Genomic DNA, 17,190 nt, shown 5'->3' with positions numbered 1-17,190 from the left:
CCATGAAGAAATCTCTCGCCGCACTCGGCTTCTCGCTGATGCTGCTGTCCTCCGCCGCATTTGCGGTCCCGTCGCTGCAGCAAGTCGAGCAGTCGATCGCACAGCGTGACTGGCAGCGCGCCGACACGCAGCTGTCGCAAGTCATCGACGCCCATCCGAACAACGCGCATGCGCACTACCTGTACGCACAGGTGCTGGACCGCGAAGGCCGCGCGTCCGACGCGCTCGCGCAACTGCAGCAGGCGAAGTCGCTCGATCCGCAGCTGCGCTTCACCGACGCGTCGCATTTCGCGCAAACCGAATCGCGCATTCGCGCGGACGCCGCGCGCGTCAGCGGCACCGCACCGTCGGCCACGCAGAGCGGTTCGCTGCAGTCGTCGCTCGCCCCCGCCGCGCCGATCGCGAAACACGGTCCGTCGACCGGCATGTGGATCGGCCTCGGGTTGATCGTCGCAATCATCGCGCTGGTGCTGCGCTGGACGTTGCGCCGCGCACGCTCGGCCGACGACAGCCGCGCCGGCGACGAACGCCGCACGCAGCTGAAGCGCGCAACCGACGTGCTGAACGACATCCGTCCGCTGAAACTCGACGCGAAGCTGTCGACGGCGCCGGGCGCCGCAGCGCTCACCGGCGAACTCGAAGGCATCGAGACCGATGCACGCGCGCTCGTCGAAGCGCTGTCGAACGGCAAGAACCCGGTGCCGCCGTATCGCATCGACGAACTCGAACAGCGGCACGCGAGCGTGAAGGCACGCGTCGAAGGCCGCCCCGATCCGAGCGCGCAACCCGCGGTGCCGGCCAACGGCGGCGGCTCCGTGTATGCACAGGAAGCCGATCGTGTGACCGGCATGCAAGGCCAGCCGTATCAGCAGCCACCGTACCCGCAACAGCCGTATCCGCCGCAACCGTATCCGCAACAGCAGCCGCCCGTCGTGGTCCAGCAAGGCGGCGGTTTCGGCAGCGGAATGGGCGGGCTGTTGACCGGCGTGCTGCTCGGTGAAGCGATGTCCGGCGGCCGCGAACGCGTGGTCGAACGCGACGTGATCGTCGACGACCAGCGCCGACGCCAGGAGAACAACGATCCGGGCTTCGACTTCGGCCGCGGCGACAATGCGAACTGGAGCGACGGCAACGGCAACAGCGGCGGCGTCGATCTCGGCAGCAACGACGACGGGTGGACCGACGACAACACCTGAGCATTGCACACGCGGGCGTCGGCGCATCGCACCGCGCCCGCCCCCAACACCGCGCTTCCTTTCATTTCCACTCGCACCGGCTCCCTGATTTGTTAATCATTTCAAGATGGGCTACCGGCAATGGGGTACGTTCGCTATCATGCGGCCATCGGCGTGCCTCCGATCCCCATCCGACCCATCAGACGCTTCGCAGCCCTGCGCGTCGCGGCACGCCTCCCCTCGCCCAACCAGGAGAAAGCCGCTCATGAGCATAATCAAGGAATTCAAGGAGTTCGCCGTCAAAGGCAACGTGATGGATCTCGCCGTCGGCGTGATCATCGGCGGCGCATTCTCCAAGATCGTCGACTCGGTCGTGAAAGACCTCATCATGCCGGTCATCGGTGTGCTGACGGGCGGTCTGGATTTCTCGAACAAGTTCGTTCTGCTCGGCACCATCCCCCCGTCGTTCAAGGGTAATCCCGATTCGTTCAAGGACCTGCAGGCCGCGGGCGTGGCCGCATTCGGCTACGGCTCGTTCATCACCGTGGCGATCAACTTCGTGATCCTCGCGTTCATCATCTTTCTGATGGTGAAATTCATCAACAAGCTGCGCAAGCCGGAAGAAGCCGCGCCGGCCGCGACGCCGGAAGACATCGTGCTGCTGCGCGAGATCCGCGATTCGCTCAAGCAACGCTGAGCGCCGCGCCACACAGCATCTGCCGGGCCCGCCAAGTGCGGGCTTTTTTCATGGGCGCGCGCCGCGCACCGCCGCGCGCGGCTTATCTCACTTTTTTGTGACGCGCGAATGCACGCGCGGGGAAAGCAGGTCTATGATGGAGACTAAACGACAGTACGGGCGCCAAGACGCTGGCTGTGTCGATCATCGTGGCATGCGGGTCGACGGGAGACATTGATCGTCGTACCGCACGAGTGCAGCATTTTCGTGTGCTATAAAGGATCGACATGCGGCGTACATAGCCGGGAGTGGGTCGCATGAAAGTGCCGCATTTCTTGCAATTGTTTTTGAGGCGAGTGTTTATGTCCTTCCCGAAAAAACGTCGACGTGCGCAACAGGATGGCCAGGAGTCCTTCCTCGCGGTATTGCGCCATTCGAAACCGTTTGCTCAGCTCGACACAAAGATTGCCCGCGCCCGTGCGCAGGACGAACCCGTCCTCTATGCGCATGTGCTGCCCGGCCTCGACGTGCTCCTGTGCAGCGTGCGCGGCGCACAGCCGCCCTATCCGGCCATCGCCGAACTGCGCAAGCGCTGCATCGAATCGATCGCCAATGCACTCGAACAGCCGCTCGACGGCCTCGAGAACGGTGGGTACTGGTACGAGGCGAACGGCTTCGGCTTCCTCGTGTTCGCGAGCCGCGCCCGTGCGCGCATCCTGCCCGAATTTGGTGCAGGCACGAAGGCGAGCCTGCGCGGCGGGCTCGGACGCCAGAACGCCGGCGACACGACCCCGCGCTCCCTCGGCTGAACCCAACCCGACACGATGGGCCGCCTCCGGGCGGCCCATCGGTCATTCAGGCTTCCCGCTTCACCGGCGCCGCGCGATCACTGTGCCGTCCCGCGCCCGTTGCCGGGCCGGACGATGTCGATGAACGCGGCGAAATCGGCACCGGCGAGCCCCTGCGCGGCGCCCAGCCGCAGCACCTGCTGCACCGTGGCCGATACGGGCATCACCGCGCCCGTGTCGCGCGCGGCGTCGGCGATCGCATCGACATCCTTCTGGAACGTGCTGAGCGCGCCGATCGGCGGATGGCCGCCCCGCGCGTGCCCGCCTGACGTCATGCGCGGCACGAAGGTCTGCAGCAGCACCGAATCGGCCCATCCGCCGGCCAGCGCGTCGGCCAGACGCGCGGCGTCGATGCCGCTCGCCTGTGCCAGGCCGACGGCCTCCGCGATCGCGGTCACCGTCGCGGTAACGATCGCCTGGTTGCACAGCTTCGCGGTCTGGCCCGCACCTGCGTCGCCCATGTGCGTGATGCGCGATGCATAGGTGCCGATCAGAGGACGCACCGCATCGAGGTCGGCCGCGCCGCCGCCCGCCATCACCGCGAGCGTGCCGGCCTGCGCGCCGGGCACGCCGCCCGACACCGGCGCGTCGACCCAGCCGACGCCGAGCGCGGCCGCGCGCGCCGCGTAGTCGCGCGTCGCGGCAGGCGGGATGCTCGAATGATCGACGATGCGCTTCAAGCGGCGTGCCTTCGCATCGCCGGCAAGGAGCCCGTGCTCGCCGAACGCGACGTCACCGACCGCGCGACCGTCGAGCACGCATACGAACACCGTATCGACGCGCTCGGCCAGGTCGCGCGGCGTGTCAACCACCTGCGCGCCATCCTTTTCAAGCGTCTCGGCCTTGCCGCGCGTCCGGTTCCAAACGCTGACCCGGTGGCCCGCCGCCAGCAAATGCCGAATCATCGGCGCGCCCATCAGTCCCGGTCCGCAAAATCCGACTTCCACGATGTTCCTCGTCTCCAATTGGGGTTGCACTTGCCGCCCATCATACCTATCACTCAAGAAGCCGGACACGCGCGGCGCCGCTTCGGGCCCGCCGCTTGCATCGGCCGCACACACCGATATCCCAGGGAGCGCATCATGAGCGACCACGTCTACAAGCTGATCGAACTGACCGGTTCGTCGCGGCAATCGTGCGACGACGCCATCCGCAACGCGATCTCGAAAGCCGGCAAGACGCTGCACAACCTGCACTGGTTCCAGGTGACCGAAACGCGCGGCCACATCGAAGGCGACCAGGTCATCCACTGGCAGGTCACGCTGAAAGTCGGCATGCGCATCGACGACTGACGCGCCGCGCGCGTCACGCGCGGTGCCCCGGCCACCGGATGCGTGCAATGCGCATCCGCGCGGCACCGCGCACGCGTGCCTTCCGCCCCGTCCGGCCCCCTTGCCGAGGCCCGGCCGGCGGGCGTCTGCGGGTATCCATCTCTTGACGCTGGCTTTGGTTCATATTAAAAACCATATATCCCCCCGCCCCTTCGATCAGCCTGGACATATAAACCGGAGATATCATGAGTCAGCAACGCGAGGCGATCGACACGTACCTCTTGCGCGTCTTGCACACCTTGTTGATGGAGCGCAGCGTCACGCGCGCGGCCGTCAAACTGAACCAGTCGCAACCGGCGATCAGCGCCGCGCTGCGGCGCCTGCGCGACATCACCGGCGACCCGCTGCTCGTGCGCGGCAAGTCCGGCATGGTCCCGACCGAATACGGGCTGCGCCTGCTCGAACCGGTGCAGAACGCACTGCGCGAAATCGAGCGCATCAAGTTCCAGCAGCACAGCTTCGACCCGGCCACGTCGATCCGCTGCTACCGGATCGGCTGTCCCGACTACCTGAACGTGCTGTTCGTGCCGACCGTCGTCGAACGCTTCCGCCTGGCCGCGCCGAATGCGACGCTCGAGTTTCACTCGCTCGGGCCCGCATTCGACTACGAGCTCGCGCTGGAAGACGGCAAGCTCGACATCGTCGTCGGCAACTGGCCCGAGCCGCCAGAACAACTGCACCTGTCGAACCTGTTCGTCGACGAAATCGTCTGCCTGATGAGCAACACGCACCCGTTCGCGAAGCGCGGCGGGCTCACGCTCGACCAGTACCTGAACGCGCCGCATCTCGCGCCGACGCCGTACTCGGTCGGCCAGCGCGGCGCGATCGACGTGCATCTCGCGCGCGAGCGGCTCAAGCGTCACGTGGTCGTCACGCTGCCGTACTTCAACCTCGCACCATACGTGCTGGTGAAGTCCGACCTGATCTTCACGACGACGCGCCTGTTCGCCGATCATTACGCGAAGTTCCTGCCGCTGTCGGTCGTGCCGGCGCCGCTCGACTTCCCGCCGATGCAGTACTACCAGCTGTGGCACGAACGCTGCCACTACTCCGACGAAGTGCGCTGGCTGCGCAGCCTCGTCGCCGAAGCCACCCGCACGCTGATCGAGGCGTAATCGCATACGGCGCGCACCGCGCGCGCCGGTCACGCCGTTGCGCGTGGCTGCGGCGCGTTGCGCGGCGGGGATGGCCGCAACGGCCACGCAACCGATCCGCAACGCGCTGCGCGACCTCCCCTCCGACGCTTCAGCGCGACGCCTCCACGAGCGCGTGCGCCAGCGCGTTGTGACGCTCGATCACCAGCGGCAGGTCGAGCGTCGCGAGCCGCCCTTCCCGCACCACCACCTTCCCGTTCACCACCGTGTACGCCGCCTGCGACGGCGCGCAGAACACGAGCGCCGCGACCGGATCGTGCAGCGCGCCCGCGAACAGCGGCTGGCGCAGGTCGAACGCGGCGAAGTCCGCGGCCATGCCGGGCTTCAGCGCGCCGATGTCGTCGCGGTTCAGCACCTTCGCGCCGCCCAGCGTCGCGATCTCGAGCGCCTCGCGCGCGGTCATCGCATCGGGCCCGAAACCGACCCGCTGCAGCAGCAGCGCCTGCCGCACTTCCGCGACCATCTGCGCGCCGTCGTTCGATGCCGAACCGTCGACTCCGAGGCCGACCGGCACGCCCGCGAGACGCATCTTCTTCACCGGCGCGATGCCCGACGCGAGCCGCATGTTCGAACACGGACAGTGTGCGACGCCGGTGCCGGTGCGCGCGAACAGGCCGATGCCCGCGTCGTCGAGTTGCACGCAGTGCGCGTGCCACACGTCGTGGCCGACCCAGCCGAGATCCTCCGCGTATTCGGCAGGCGTCATCCCGAACTTCTCGCGGCTGTATGCGATGTCGTTGACGTTCTCGGCCAGGTGCGTGTGAAGCGACACACCGTAGTCGCGCGCCAGCACGGCCGCGTCGCGCATCAAGCCGCGACTCACCGAGAACGGCGAGCACGGCGCGACCACCACCCGCAGCATCGCGTAGCGGCCTTCGTCGTGATAGGTCTCGATCAGGCGTTGCGCGTCGCGCAGGATGTCGGGCTCGCGCTCGACGACCGAATCGGGCGGCAGCCCGCCGTCGCGCTGGCCGACGCTCATCGCGCCGCGGCTCGCGTGAAAGCGCATGCCGATCCGCCGCGCGGCGCCGATGCTGTCGTCGAGCCGGCTGCCGTTCGGGTAGATGTACAGATGGTCGCTCGACGTCGTGCAGCCCGACTGCAGCAGCTCGGCCATCGCGGTCAGCGTCGACACCTCGATCATCTCGGGCGTCAGGTGCGCCCAGATCCGGTACAGGTTCGTGAGCCAGCCGAACAGTTCGGCGTTCTGCGCGGCCGGCACCGCGCGCGTGAGGCTCTGGTACATGTGGTGGTGCGTGTTCACGAGCCCCGGGATCACGAGATGGCCGCGCAGGTCGAGCACCTCGTCCGCGGTATCGGGCAGCTCGGCGCTCGGGCCGACCGCGACGATCCGGTTGTCTTCGATATAGAGCCCCGCGTCGCGCAGTTCGCGGCGCGTATCGTCCATGGTCACGAGCACGTCGGCGTGCTTGACCAGCAGAGTCGTCGGGCGGGGTGAGGATGGGTGCCGCGCGCGTGCGCCGGCGTGCTGCTCGAGGTTCATGCGTTCTCCGCGTCGTTCTGCCCCCGGGAGCCGCTCCCGGAGACGCTCACAAAGCCGTTCGAACGCTGATTCGCGGCACGCCCCGGTGCCTGCGTCCGTTCGAACGCGCTGGCCCGGTTACCCGGCGTGAATGCCGTCTTCGGGGTACGCGCGGGCCCGAAGGCCGACGCGCACGGCGGCAGCATCGCCCAAGCGCGCGCGACGCACAATGCGCGATCCGGAATACCGCGCTTCACGGATTCGATATGGTACGCCGCACGCAGCCGCCGGGCGCGGGAATCCCGGGCCGCGGCCGCTCCCGGCATGCCGTCGACAGCGGTTCATGCGCGGCGCATTATCTTTGATATCGCGCCCGTATTTGCGCGGGGAACCTTTTTACAATGCCTGCACGGCGCTCGCTTCAATCTCGCCGACGGGTATGTAGCCACGTGACGTGGAGCCTCGATCCGCCGCACAGTCAATGGATCGAGTCGCCGCCGAACCTCGCATTCACACAAGGACAATTGCGAATGGGAAAGCTCACTACCCACGTACTCGATACGGCACACGGTCGTCCCGGCGCTGCCATCAAGGTGGACCTCTACGCGCTGGACGGCGAATCGCGCCGCGCGATCAAGACCGTGCTGACCAATAGCGACGGCCGTTGCGACGAACCCCTGCTCGAAGGCGCCGCGCTCGCCGCCGGCGAATACGAACTCGTATTCCATGCCGGCGACTACTTCGCGTCGCTCGGCGTGAAGGTGCCCGAACCCCGCTTCGTCGACCGCGTCGTACTGCGCTTCGGCATCGCCGACACCGCATCGCACTACCACGTGCCGCTGCTCGTGTCGCCGTGGTCGTACAGCACCTATCGCGGCAGCTGACACACGCATCGGCGCCTGCATCAAAGACAACGATCTGAGTCTGGAGGAGTTTCATGGAAGGCTTCATCACCGACTGGCTGAACCTCGCGCTGCGATGGCTGCACGTCATCGTCGCCATTGCGTGGATCGGCGAGTCCTTCTATTTCGTCGCGCTCGACAACAGCCTGAAACCGCCCACCGACGCGAACCAGCGCAAGCGCGGCGTGTTCGGCGAACTGTGGCACGTCCACGGCGGCGGTTTCTACAACATGCAGAAGTACACGGTCGCCCCGCCGGAAATGCCGGATGACCTGCACTGGTCGAAATGGCCGTCGTACACGACCTGGCTGTCGGGCTTCTCGCTGTTCTTCGTGCTGTACCTGCTCGCACCGAACACATACTTGATCGACAGGAGCGTGCTCGACATGGGCCCGGTCGTCGCCGTCGCGTCCGCGCTCGGCTTCCTCGCGGCCGGCTGGATCGTCTACGACTCGCTGTGCCGCATCCTCGGCACCAACGATCGCGTGCTGGGCATCTGCGTCGGCCTCTACGTCGTCGTCGCCGCGTACCTCGCCTGCCACATCTTCTCGGGCCGTGCGGCATATCTGATCGTCGGCGCGATGCTCGCGACGATCATGTCGGCGAACGTGTTCTTCGTGATCATCCCCGGCCAGCGCAAGATGGTCGACAAGATGCTCAAGGGCGAAGAGCCGAACCCGATCTATGGCAAGCGCGGCAAGCAGCGCTCGGTGCACAACACCTACTTCACGCTGCCGGTCGTGTTCGCAATGCTGTCGAACCACTATGCGATGACGTACACGAACAAGTTCAACTGGGTCGTGCTCGTGCTGATCATGCTGGCCGGCGCGCTGATTCGCCAGTTCTTCGTGATGCGTCACCGCGGCAAACAGCTGTGGTACCTGCCGATCGGCGGCGTCGCGCTGCTGTCGGGCGCGCTGGTGTGGACGATGCCGAAGCCGGTCGCACCGGAAGCGCAGGCAGCGAACGCACCGAAGATCGTGATCAACGACATCATGCCGGTCCTGCAGCAGCGCTGCGTCGAGTGCCACTCGGCAAAGCCGACGCTGATGGGCAGCGCGCCCGCCGGTGTGATGTTCGACACGCCGGACGAAGTGTCGAAGAACGCGCAGCGCATCTACGAACAGGCCGTGCGCCTGAAGGCGATGCCGATCGGCAACGTCACGCACATGACCGACGACGAGCGCGTGAAGCTCGCCGCCTGGTTCGAGGGTGGCGCGGCCAAGTAAGCCGCCATGCGCCGGCGGTTGGTTGCCGGCACAATCCTCTCCGTTCGCGGGCCCGGAAACGGGCCCGTTTTTTTGCCTGTCCGGAACGCGTCCCCCGCTAGCCGCGCAGCGCGCCGCGCTGCAGTGCGACGAGCGCATCGAGCGCGCGCGGGCCGTCGTCGAACGGCACGAAGATGTGATCGTGGTACACGGCGGCCATCACGTTGCAGCTGATGCCGGCCTCACCCAATGCCCGCGCAAACGCGGCCGTCAGGCCGACCGCCGCGAGATCCGAATGCACCGTCAGCGTGATCCACGCGGCGCGGAACAGCACGGGCCAGCCGCGACGCGCGGCCGTCGCCTCGTCGACCACGACTGTCACGCCTTCCGCTTCGCGGAACGTCGCGATCGTTTCGGATAACGATATGTCTGCATCAGCCGGCAGTGCGACGAATGCGAACGCACCCGGATGCAGTTCGGGCCGCATCGTCCGCAGCAGGACCGCAAGGTCGTTTTCAGGTTGGCTCATCGGGGTACGGGCCCGGAAGCGGGCATCGGGAGGTGGCGATGCGGGCACGATAGCACGCAGCCGACCTCCTCGACATGCCGACAACGTCACGCCCGTCGCGGCGCGACCTCGTCTGCGACGATCGCCGTGAAGCGTACATAAAAAAACCCGCGCAAATCGCGCGGGTTTCTTCTCCATGCAACGAACGACATGCCGCTCAGGCCGTCAGTGCATCCAGTGCGTCGTCGGTGAGCCACAACGATTCCCGAAGGTTCTGCTCGTTCAGGTTCAGGCCGTCACCGCCGCGATCGACGACGATGAAGTCGCTGACGCCGCCCAGCGCGATCAGCGGGTGATGCCACACGCCCTTCGCGTAGTTGACGCCCTGCCACCCGCTCGTCACGAACGCGCGGATCTTCGACGGATCGAGCTCACCCGCCGGCGCGACGACGACGAGATACGGCTGGTCGTTCAGCGGCACGAACGCCTGGCTGCCGAGCGGATGGCGCTCGAGCATCTTCACCTCGAACGGCAGCGTGCGCGGCTGGCCGCGGAACAGGTTGACGAGCGTGCGGCCGTCTTCGTCCGTCACGTCGACTTTGGCGAGATCGTGAAAGCGGATCGTCGTGCCGAGATTGATCGGAATCTGCTTCGCGCCTTCCGTTTCGATCACGTCGCCGAACGGCGCGAACGCTTCCCGGGTCAGCGGTTCGATTGCAAGCGTCTTCATTGGTCGAGCGTCCCCCACAAACGCAGGCGCGATACACCGCCGTCCGGAATGATGTTCAGGCGCACGTGGGTCACGGGGCCCAACGATGCGATTTCGTGTTCGAAATAGTGCTGCTTGTCCATCTGCAGCTTCTGTTCGCCGAGCAGCGCCGGCCAGAACATCGACTGCGTGATCAGCGAGCTGTCGGTGCCGCCCGACACGTACGCGGCCTGGATCGAGCAGCGGTCCGGGTAGTTGCCCTTGAAGAACGCGGTATCGACTTCGATCTTGCGGATCACGCCCGGCTGCGCGAGCGCGATGATCGCCCAGTCGTTGCCCGGTTCGCGGCGGCGGCGGGTTTCCCAGCCGTCGCCCATGTTCACGCCGCGGCCCGGCAGCAGCAGGTTCGACGCGACGCCGAAGTGCTGGTTGTTCGCGGCCACCACGTAGCCGCCGTTTTCCATCGCCGCGAGGTCGAACTGCTCGGTCGCGCTCGCGCCGGCCCAGTCGAGCTGCGGCTGGCCGTACACGCGCAGGCGCGCGATGCCGCCGTCCGGGTAGATGTTCACGCGCAGGTGCGTGAACGCGCGGGCGTCGCTCGCCGCGACGTAGTGATGGCTGTTGCCCTGCAGCGTCGTCGACGGCACGATCTCGACCCACTCCGTCGCATGCGTCGGCGCGCCGTCGGCCACGAACGCCGCCTCGATCGACGCGGCCGGCGGGAAGTTGCCGGTGAAGTGGCTCGTATCGATGTCGAAGCCCTTGATCACGCCCGGCCGCGCGAGCCTGACGATGCACCAGTCGTAGCCTGTCGTGCGCTTGCGGCGCGTCTCCCAGCCGTCCATCCACTTGCCGTGGTCGTCGTACTTGCCGGGAATGAACACCGCCGGCTCGGGGTTCAGCATCCGGTCCTTCGGCGCGAAGAAGTCGTCGCTGGCCTCGAGCGCCTGCGCGCCGAGACGCGGGTCGGCGAGGTTCACGTAGCGCCGCGTGAAATCGGGTGCGTCGGGATCGAGAAGCGGAACAGCCATGATGTTTCCTTGTTTCAGTGATGCGGTCAGGCCGCTGCGACGCAGCAGGCCGTGTTGCGGTGTCAGGCGTCGATCAGGTCGTCGAGGCGGAAGCGTGCGATCCGGTAGATCTGGTCGAGGCTCGTGCGCAGTTCCTCGGTGCGCGAATGATTCACGCGCGACTCGAAGTTCGCGATGATGCCGTGCCGGTCATAGCCGCGCACCGCGAGGATGAACGGAAAACCGAACTTCTCGCGATACGTGCGGTTCAGCGTCAGCAGCTTGTCGAACTCTTCCTGCGTGCACTGGTCGAGACCCGCGCCGCTCTGCTCGCGAGTCGACTCGGCCGTCAGCTCGCCGCGCACGGCGGCCTTGCCGGCCAGCTCCGGGTGAGCGTTGACCAGTGCGAGCTGACGCACTTCGCCGGCCGCTTCCACCGCGCCCGACATCGTCTTGTGCAGCGCGTCGATGCTCGCGAACGGCCGCGCGCCCGCGGCGACCTCGGCCACCCACGGCGAATGTTCGAAGATCCCCGACAGCGCCGCGACGAATGCGCTCGGCGCCATCGTGTTCAGTTGATCCAACGTGTAACGCATCGCCTTCATGCTTTCCCTTCGTTTCGATGATTGGGCTGATACGGATGATGTTCACGCCAATGACGCGCGATATCGACACGGCGCGTCACCCATACGCGATCGTGCTTCTCGATGTGATCGAGGAAACGCTGCAGCCCGCGGAAACGTCCAGGACGACCGAGCAGTCGGCAGTGCATGCCGATCGACAGCATCTTCGGCGCCTCGTCGCCCTCCGCGTACAGCACGTCGAACGCGTCGCGCAGGTAGTCGAAGAAGTGATCGCCGGTGTTGAAGCCCTGCGGCGTCGCGAAGCGCATGTCGTTCGTATCGAGCGTGTACGGGACGATCAGCTGCGGCGACGTGCTGCCGCCCGACACTGCGACGTCCATCCAGAACGGCAGGTCGTCGCCGTAGTTGTCGGAGTCGTACAGGAAGCCGCCGTATTCCGCGACGAGACGGTGCGTGTTCGGGCTGTCGCGGCCGGTGTACCAGCCGAGCGGACGCTCGCCCGTCACGCGCTCGATCGCTGCCATCCCGAGGCGCATGTGCTCGGCCTCGAGCTCGGGCGTCATGCTCTGGTAGTGGATCCAGCGCCAGCCGTGGCACGCGATCTCATGGCCGAGCTCGACGAAGGCGCGCGCGAGTTCAGGATGGCGCTCGATCGCCATGCCGACGCCGAACACCGTCAGCGGCAGCCCGCGCTTCTCGAATTCACGCAGGATGCGCCACACGCCGGCACGCGAACCGTACTCGTAGATCGACTCCATGCTCATGTGGCGGTCCGGATAGGCGGCCGCGCCGACGATTTCGGACAGGAACTGCTCGGAACCCGGATCACCGTGCAGCACGCAATTCTCGCCGCCCTCCTCGTAGTTCAGGACGAATTGCACGGCGACGCGGGCACGCCCGGGCCAGTTCGCCTGCACGGGATGGCGGCCGTAGCCGATCAGGTCGCGAGGATAGTTGGGATCGAGTGACATGGGTTCGAAGTGCGGCGAAAGCCCGCTGAAATAATGGGTTCACATCGACCCGCGCGGGTGCCGGAGGCCGGCGGCACGGGCCGATGCGATGACGACCCAGTGTAGCGAAAACGTTCATACGCGCCCATACAGCGGCGCAGATAGTGCAGGTCAGACGGCGTGTATGTGCGGTTGCGGCAAATTCGGGACAGGTTCCCGCGGGGCGGTCACGCTTTGCGCCGTGGCGGCGGCCGGCGCGGCCGCCGACGCGTCCTCCGGCGGGCTGAAACGCGCGAATTCGCCGTCATAGCGTTTCGGCAGCGGCAGCGCATAATCGCCGCGCTTCGCGGTCGCGAGGCGCAGCGCGACGAGCGCCTCGGCCCACTTGACGGCCGCCGTGACGCCTTCCACCACCGGCGCGCCGATCTGCTGCTCGATCTCGTGCGCGAATTCGGCCATCCCGGCACAGCCGAGCACGATCGCGTCGGCGCCGTCCTCGTCGAGCGCGCGCCGGCATTCGTCGACGATGATCCGCCGCGCGGCCGAACCGGGCCGGTCGAGCTCGAGCACCGCGACATCGGTCGCGCGCACGTTGCGGCAGAACCGCTTCATCCCGTAGCGCTCGGCGAGATGCCAGGCCATTCCGCAGGTGCGCGCAAGCGTCGTGACGACCGAGAAGCCCGGCGCGAGCACGCTCGCCGCGTGCATCGCCGCCTCGGCGATCCCGATCACCGGCCCGCGCGCGACCTCGCGCGCCGCATACAGGCCGGGGTCGCCGAAGCACGCGATCACGTACGCGTCGCAGCCGTCGCGCTCGCCCTGCGCGATCTCGGCGAGAAGCCCGGGCGTCGCGAGTGCTTCATCGTAATAGCCCTCGATCGACGGCGGCCCCATCGGCGGGCTCACCGCGACGATCTCGGTGCCCGACGCCGCGACTTCGCGCGCGCAGCGGCCCATCGCGTCGGTCATCCGCTGCGTCGTGTTCGGATTGATCAGCTTGATCTTCATCGCACGTTCCTCAGGCCTTCGCGCTCACGAGCAGCCGATAGAACACGAAGCCGAGCCCCGCGCCGATGAACCACGAGAAGTTCGCGGCGGCCTGCCAGCCCGGCACCATCACGCAGATGACGGCGATCACCGCGGCCGGCAGCAGCGCGGCGAGTGCGCGGCGGTTCACGCCGCCCGTGTACCAGTAGGTGCCGCGCTCCGACATCGTGTACAGGTCGTCGCGCACGAGCCGGCCGCGCTTGACGAGGTAGAAGTCGGCGATCAGCACGCCGTACAGCGGGCCGATGAACGCGCCGAGCACGTCGAGCGTGTAGTGGATCACGGCCGGGTTGTTGAACAGGTTCCACGGCGTGATGAAGATCGACGCGACGGCCGCGAGCATCCCGCCCGCACGCCAGCTGATCAGCCGCGGCGCGACGTTCGAGAAGTCGAACGCGGGCGACACGAAGTTCGCGACGATGTTGATGCCGATCGTCGCGATCGTGAAGGTCAGCGCGCCGAGGATCACCGCGGTCGGATGATCGATGCGGCCGACCGTCTCGACGGGATCGGTGATCAGTTCGCCGAACACCGGCAGCGTCGCGGCGGTGGTGATCACCGTGACGAGCGAGAACGCGAGGAAGTTGACCGGCAGCCCCCAGAAGTTGCCGCGCTTCACGTCGCCGAACGAGCGGCAATAGCGCGAGAAGTCGCCGAAGTTGAGCATCGGTCCGGAGAAATACGACACGACGAGCGACACGGCCGTGATCATCACCGGAATCACTTCGGCGCCGTGATACTTGACGCCACCGAGGTTGATGCCGATGTTGCGCCAGCCCGCGCGCCACACCATGTAGCCGGCGAGGATGAACATCACGACGTAGACGGCCGGGCCCGCGAAGTCGATGAACTTCTTGATCGTCTCCATCCCGTTCCAGAACACGAGCGCCTGCAGCACCCACAGCAGCATGAAGCCGGCCCAGCCGACCGCCGACAGCCCGAGGAAGCCGTAGCGATGGACGTCCGCGTACGGCAGCCATTGCGGAAGGAACTTCAGCACGACGATCACGAGCGCGCTGGACGCGAGATAGGTCTGGATGCCGTACCACGCGATCGCGATCAGCCCGCGGATCACGGCCGGCACGTTCGCGCCGAGCACGCCGAAGGTCGCGCGGCACGCGACCGGATACGGCACGCCGATCTGCTGGCTCGGCCGCGCGATCAGGTTGCACAGCCGGTTCACGATGGTGATGCCGACGATCAGCGCGATCAGCACCTGCCAGCTCGTCAGCCCGAGCGCGAACAGGCTGCCCGCGAACACGTAGCCGCCGACGCTGTGCACGTCCGACATCCAGAACGCGAAGATGTTGTACGAGCCCCACGTCTGATTCTTTAGTGGTGCCAAATCTTCGTTATACAAACGTTGACTGTAACCGTCCGGCAACGCGGGGCCGCCGCCCTCGCCGCCTTCTTCCGCCGGATACGCACTGTCGTGCGCCACACTGAACTGAGCCATGACTTCTCCTTGACGCGGCCGGACAGCCGCTCCACCGTCATCGATATCGCTCCGGGTCGTCGCCCGGAGTCGGACTGGCGGCCGGCGGCGCAAACCGCCGGCCTGCATTGCTCTCGTCGTGTGGCGCGTGGCCGGGTTCGCGTCGCCGCTCAGGCGCCGCCGAACACTTCGCGCAAATCGACCTGCCCTTGCGCGGGCCGGTCCAGCATCTTCAGTTCGACATGCTGCAGGTGGTGCGCCATCAGCGTCACCGCCCGCTTCGAATCGCCCGCTTCCAGTGCGGTCAGGATCTCGTCATGGTCGTCGCACGAGCACGGGCTGCGCCCGTGCGATTCGTACAACGCCGACATCAGCGTCGAGCGTGCGACGAGCCCGTCGAGGCACTCGCAGAGCGTCGCATTGCCCGTCAACGCCGCAAGCGCCGTATGGAATTCGCCCGACAGGCGGATCCACGCCGCGAAGTCGTGCCGCTCGAACGCCTTGCGTTCCTTGTCGATCAGCGTGGCGACGCCCCTCAGCCGCTTCGCACCCGGCCCCGTCGCGAGGCGCTCGACGACGGCCAGCTCGATGATCCGGCGCATCTCGAACACCTCGTGCACGTCCTGCAGCGTCGGACTCGCGACGAACGCACCGCGGTTCGGCTCGAGATCCACCAGCTTGTCGGCCGCGAGTTGCGAGAGCGCCTGCCGGATCGTCCCGCGCTTCACGCCGAACACGTCGCAAAGCTGCGCCTCCGTCAGCTTCGCGCCGGGCGCGAGCCGATGCTCGAGGATCGCGGTGCGGATCCGCTCGGCGATCGCTTCGGGACCGGCAGCGCCGGACGGATGGGTATCGGAGTCGTTCATGTTCTGCATCGTGTGATGGTCCTCATCCTAGGACGGACATAAAGATTGTCAACAATTCTTTTCCACGAATGCGCACAATTCACGTGCATCGCCCTGTACCAGCGCGGTGCGCGACGCGCAAAATCCAGGCACGACAAGCCACTTGCGCTTGCCCATGGCGGCTCACGGTGCATGCCCTTCCGGATATTTTGTTGACAAAAATGGTGCACGCCGCGACACCAACCCGATCAATGGCGACGAAAATTTATGACCGTTAGTTGCGCATTTACTTAAAGAAAAAGGCGGGAACCCGCCTTTCGATGGTACCTGCCCGACTCAGCCGAGATGCGGATAGTCCGACAGCGTGAGCCGGAAACCGTGCGCGTTCGCGACGAGTTGCGCCTGCGCGCCGAACGGCAGCGTCAGCAGGTCCGGCACGTGACCGAACTGCAGCCCCGTGACCACCGGAATGCCGACCACCGAGCGCACCTGGTCAATCATCGCCTGCATGTCGTAGCCATTGTCGTACTCGAACGGCCGCGCGCCCGTGAACTGCCCGAGCACGAGCGCCTGCTGGCGCGCGAGCAGCCCCGACAGGTGCAGCTGGTAGATCATCCGTTCGATCCGGAACGGCTGCTCGTTGACGTCCTCGATGAACAGGATGCCGCCCTCGATGTCGGGCATGTAAGGCGTGCCGACCAGCGACGTGAGGATCGCGAGGTTGCCGCCCCATAGCGTGCCCGTCACGTTCACCGTCTGCAATTGCGGCGCCTCGGCGATGATCGTCGTGGTCGGCTGCGACAGGGTCCGCCAGAAGTGCTGCATCGTGAAGTCGCTCGGCGTTTCCGCGCCGAAGTCGGCCGACAGCATCGGGCCGCCGAAGGTCTTGATGCGCGCCTTCGCGTACAGCGCGAGCTGGATTGCGGTGAAGTCGCTGTGGCCGACCAGCGCGATCGGCTGATCGCGCAGGCGACGCTCGAGCCCGCGATAGTCGAGCCCGTGCAGGATGCGCGCGGCGCCGTAGCCGCCGCGCACCGCGATCGCGATATCCGGCAGCGCGCGCTCCGGGTCCGCGAGGCGGTTCAGGTCGCCGGCCCGCTCGCCGTCGGTGCCGCCGAATCGCTGAAAACGGCGCTGCGTCGCGTCGATGTTCTCGATGCGATGCTGCGCGCCGCTCAGGCGCTCGAGCGCGCGATTGATCGCATCGGGGTCGTGCGGATAACCGGACGGCGCCAGCAGGCGGATGGTGTAGGACGCGGCGGGCTGGAAGGACATGGCGGAAGGTATCGGGTTCGTCAAAACTGCTTAGAGGGCCTGAACCGTTT

The 17,190-nt window shown here is 66.6% G+C and carries 19 protein-coding genes; 8 read left to right on the top strand and 11 right to left on the bottom strand.

What is annotated here, in order from left to right; translation table 11 throughout:
* Positions 1 to 2 precede the first annotated feature (2 nt).
* The 3 genes from DIE06_RS25000 (at position 3) to DIE06_RS24990 (ending at position 2,660) form a co-directional block, all read left to right on the top strand.
* Positions 3 to 1,196, top strand: a complete 1,194-nt coding sequence (locus DIE06_RS25000) for a tetratricopeptide repeat protein (RefSeq protein ID WP_124663672.1) — start codon at positions 3 to 5, stop codon at positions 1,194 to 1,196.
* Positions 1,197 to 1,440: 244 nt separating this feature from the next.
* The gene (mscL, locus tag DIE06_RS24995; RefSeq protein WP_006752022.1) at positions 1,441 to 1,872 is read left to right on the top strand and encodes a large conductance mechanosensitive channel protein MscL; all 432 of its coding nucleotides are present in this window, start codon (positions 1,441 to 1,443) and stop codon (positions 1,870 to 1,872) included.
* A 341-nt stretch (positions 1,873 to 2,213) separates the two neighbouring features.
* Positions 2,214 to 2,660, top strand: coding sequence for a hypothetical protein (locus DIE06_RS24990; protein ID WP_027784713.1), 447 nt, complete (start codon positions 2,214 to 2,216; stop codon positions 2,658 to 2,660).
* A gap of 77 nt (positions 2,661 to 2,737) precedes the next feature.
* On the opposite strand, the gene DIE06_RS24985 is transcribed toward DIE06_RS24990, so the two are convergent.
* Positions 2,738 to 3,646, bottom strand: coding sequence for an NAD(P)-dependent oxidoreductase (locus DIE06_RS24985; RefSeq protein ID WP_124663671.1), 909 nt, complete (start codon positions 3,644 to 3,646; stop codon positions 2,738 to 2,740).
* Positions 3,647 to 3,781: 135 nt separating this feature from the next.
* Between DIE06_RS24985 and DIE06_RS24980 the strand changes: the two genes are divergently transcribed.
* The gene (locus DIE06_RS24980) at positions 3,782 to 3,991 is read left to right on the top strand and encodes a dodecin (protein WP_006755984.1); all 210 of its coding nucleotides are present in this window, start codon (positions 3,782 to 3,784) and stop codon (positions 3,989 to 3,991) included.
* A 224-nt stretch (positions 3,992 to 4,215) separates the two neighbouring features.
* Positions 4,216 to 5,145, top strand: coding sequence for a LysR substrate-binding domain-containing protein (locus DIE06_RS24975; RefSeq protein ID WP_084903657.1), 930 nt, complete (start codon positions 4,216 to 4,218; stop codon positions 5,143 to 5,145).
* A gap of 130 nt (positions 5,146 to 5,275) precedes the next feature.
* On the opposite strand, the gene DIE06_RS24970 is transcribed toward DIE06_RS24975, so the two are convergent.
* Positions 5,276 to 6,688 (bottom strand): 8-oxoguanine deaminase, encoded by a 1,413-nt coding sequence (locus DIE06_RS24970; RefSeq protein ID WP_124663670.1) that lies wholly within the window; start codon positions 6,686 to 6,688, stop codon positions 5,276 to 5,278.
* Positions 6,689 to 6,814: 126 nt separating this feature from the next.
* Here DIE06_RS24970 and DIE06_RS38435 point away from each other — a divergent pair, with 126 nt between their 5' ends.
* From DIE06_RS38435 to DIE06_RS24955, 3 genes are all read left to right on the top strand, one after another.
* Positions 6,815 to 7,120 carry a hypothetical protein gene (locus tag DIE06_RS38435; protein ID WP_185733471.1) on the top strand — a complete coding sequence of 102 codons (306 nt, stop codon included), beginning with the start codon at positions 6,815 to 6,817 and terminating at the stop codon, positions 7,118 to 7,120.
* A gap of 77 nt (positions 7,121 to 7,197) precedes the next feature.
* Complete coding sequence (gene uraH / locus DIE06_RS24960; protein WP_011657188.1) at positions 7,198 to 7,551, top strand: hydroxyisourate hydrolase; 354 nt, start codon at positions 7,198 to 7,200, stop codon at positions 7,549 to 7,551.
* Positions 7,552 to 7,604: 53 nt separating this feature from the next.
* Positions 7,605 to 8,798, top strand: a complete 1,194-nt coding sequence (locus DIE06_RS24955; RefSeq protein WP_124663669.1) for a urate hydroxylase PuuD — start codon at positions 7,605 to 7,607, stop codon at positions 8,796 to 8,798.
* Positions 8,799 to 8,895: 97 nt separating this feature from the next.
* Here DIE06_RS24955 and DIE06_RS24950 read toward each other — a convergent pair whose 3' ends face one another.
* The 9 genes from DIE06_RS24950 to ldcA form a co-directional block, all read right to left on the bottom strand.
* The gene (locus DIE06_RS24950) at positions 8,896 to 9,306 is read right to left on the bottom strand and encodes an ACT domain-containing protein (RefSeq protein ID WP_124663668.1); all 411 of its coding nucleotides are present in this window, start codon (positions 9,304 to 9,306) and stop codon (positions 8,896 to 8,898) included.
* A 196-nt stretch (positions 9,307 to 9,502) separates the two neighbouring features.
* Complete coding sequence (locus DIE06_RS24945; RefSeq protein WP_124663667.1) at positions 9,503 to 10,015, bottom strand: ureidoglycolate lyase; 513 nt, start codon at positions 10,013 to 10,015, stop codon at positions 9,503 to 9,505.
* Positions 10,012 to 11,025, bottom strand: a complete 1,014-nt coding sequence (gene alc, locus DIE06_RS24940) for an allantoicase (protein ID WP_124663666.1) — start codon at positions 11,023 to 11,025, stop codon at positions 10,012 to 10,014. The genes DIE06_RS24945 and alc overlap by 4 nt, the downstream gene beginning before the upstream one ends.
* A gap of 62 nt (positions 11,026 to 11,087) precedes the next feature.
* The gene (uraD, locus tag DIE06_RS24935) at positions 11,088 to 11,609 is read right to left on the bottom strand and encodes a 2-oxo-4-hydroxy-4-carboxy-5-ureidoimidazoline decarboxylase (protein WP_124663665.1); all 522 of its coding nucleotides are present in this window, start codon (positions 11,607 to 11,609) and stop codon (positions 11,088 to 11,090) included.
* Positions 11,606 to 12,559 carry an allantoinase PuuE gene (gene puuE, locus DIE06_RS24930; RefSeq protein WP_124663664.1) on the bottom strand — a complete coding sequence of 318 codons (954 nt, stop codon included), beginning with the start codon at positions 12,557 to 12,559 and terminating at the stop codon, positions 11,606 to 11,608. Before puuE ends, uraD begins: the two co-directional genes overlap by 4 nt.
* Positions 12,560 to 12,709: 150 nt before the next feature.
* Positions 12,710 to 13,546: an aspartate/glutamate racemase family protein gene (locus tag DIE06_RS24925; RefSeq protein WP_124663663.1), complete on the bottom strand. Its 837-nt coding sequence runs from the start codon at positions 13,544 to 13,546 to the stop codon at positions 12,710 to 12,712.
* Positions 13,547 to 13,556: 10 nt separating this feature from the next.
* Positions 13,557 to 15,041: an NCS1 family nucleobase:cation symporter-1 gene (locus DIE06_RS24920; RefSeq protein WP_124663662.1), complete on the bottom strand. Its 1,485-nt coding sequence runs from the start codon at positions 15,039 to 15,041 to the stop codon at positions 13,557 to 13,559.
* Positions 15,042 to 15,190: 149 nt separating this feature from the next.
* Positions 15,191 to 15,895: a GntR family transcriptional regulator gene (locus DIE06_RS24915; RefSeq protein ID WP_124663661.1), complete on the bottom strand. Its 705-nt coding sequence runs from the start codon at positions 15,893 to 15,895 to the stop codon at positions 15,191 to 15,193.
* Positions 15,896 to 16,201: 306 nt separating this feature from the next.
* Positions 16,202 to 17,140, bottom strand: coding sequence for a muramoyltetrapeptide carboxypeptidase (ldcA, locus tag DIE06_RS24910; protein ID WP_124663660.1), 939 nt, complete (start codon positions 17,138 to 17,140; stop codon positions 16,202 to 16,204).
* Positions 17,141 to 17,190: the final 50 nt, after the last annotated feature.

Source organism: Burkholderia sp. Bp8998 (genome assembly GCF_003854235.1).
Lineage (GTDB): Bacteria > Pseudomonadota > Gammaproteobacteria > Burkholderiales > Burkholderiaceae > Burkholderia.
Note: the sequence above shows the minus strand (reverse complement) of the source record. Positions and strands in the feature narration are given on the sequence as shown.

What these genes read in the sequence shown, in the direction of transcription:
- DIE06_RS24925 (WP_124663663.1), bottom strand. Translation starts at nt 13,546, where the DNA reads ATGAAGATCAAGCTGATCAATCCGAACACGACGCAGCGGATGACCGAC.
- DIE06_RS24950 (WP_124663668.1), bottom strand. Translation starts at nt 9,306, where the DNA reads ATGAGCCAACCTGAAAACGACCTTGCGGTCCTGCTGCGGACGATGCGG.
- puuE (WP_124663664.1), bottom strand. Translation starts at nt 12,559, where the DNA reads ATGTCACTCGATCCCAACTATCCTCGCGACCTGATCGGCTACGGCCGC.
- DIE06_RS25000 (WP_124663672.1), top strand. Translation starts at nt 3, where the DNA reads ATGAAGAAATCTCTCGCCGCACTCGGCTTCTCGCTGATGCTGCTGTCC.
- DIE06_RS24990 (WP_027784713.1), top strand. Translation starts at nt 2,214, where the DNA reads ATGTCCTTCCCGAAAAAACGTCGACGTGCGCAACAGGATGGCCAGGAG.
- DIE06_RS24915 (WP_124663661.1), bottom strand. Translation starts at nt 15,895, where the DNA reads ATGCAGAACATGAACGACTCCGATACCCATCCGTCCGGCGCTGCCGGT.
- DIE06_RS24975 (WP_084903657.1), top strand. Translation starts at nt 4,216, where the DNA reads ATGAGTCAGCAACGCGAGGCGATCGACACGTACCTCTTGCGCGTCTTG.
- DIE06_RS24980 (WP_006755984.1), top strand. Translation starts at nt 3,782, where the DNA reads ATGAGCGACCACGTCTACAAGCTGATCGAACTGACCGGTTCGTCGCGG.
- uraD (WP_124663665.1), bottom strand. Translation starts at nt 11,609, where the DNA reads ATGAAGGCGATGCGTTACACGTTGGATCAACTGAACACGATGGCGCCG.
- mscL (WP_006752022.1), top strand. Translation starts at nt 1,441, where the DNA reads ATGAGCATAATCAAGGAATTCAAGGAGTTCGCCGTCAAAGGCAACGTG.
- ldcA (WP_124663660.1), bottom strand. Translation starts at nt 17,140, where the DNA reads ATGTCCTTCCAGCCCGCCGCGTCCTACACCATCCGCCTGCTGGCGCCG.
- DIE06_RS24970 (WP_124663670.1), bottom strand. Translation starts at nt 6,688, where the DNA reads ATGAACCTCGAGCAGCACGCCGGCGCACGCGCGCGGCACCCATCCTCA.
- uraH (WP_011657188.1), top strand. Translation starts at nt 7,198, where the DNA reads ATGGGAAAGCTCACTACCCACGTACTCGATACGGCACACGGTCGTCCC.
- alc (WP_124663666.1), bottom strand. Translation starts at nt 11,025, where the DNA reads ATGGCTGTTCCGCTTCTCGATCCCGACGCACCCGATTTCACGCGGCGC.
- DIE06_RS24945 (WP_124663667.1), bottom strand. Translation starts at nt 10,015, where the DNA reads ATGAAGACGCTTGCAATCGAACCGCTGACCCGGGAAGCGTTCGCGCCG.
- DIE06_RS24955 (WP_124663669.1), top strand. Translation starts at nt 7,605, where the DNA reads ATGGAAGGCTTCATCACCGACTGGCTGAACCTCGCGCTGCGATGGCTG.
- DIE06_RS24920 (WP_124663662.1), bottom strand. Translation starts at nt 15,041, where the DNA reads ATGGCTCAGTTCAGTGTGGCGCACGACAGTGCGTATCCGGCGGAAGAA.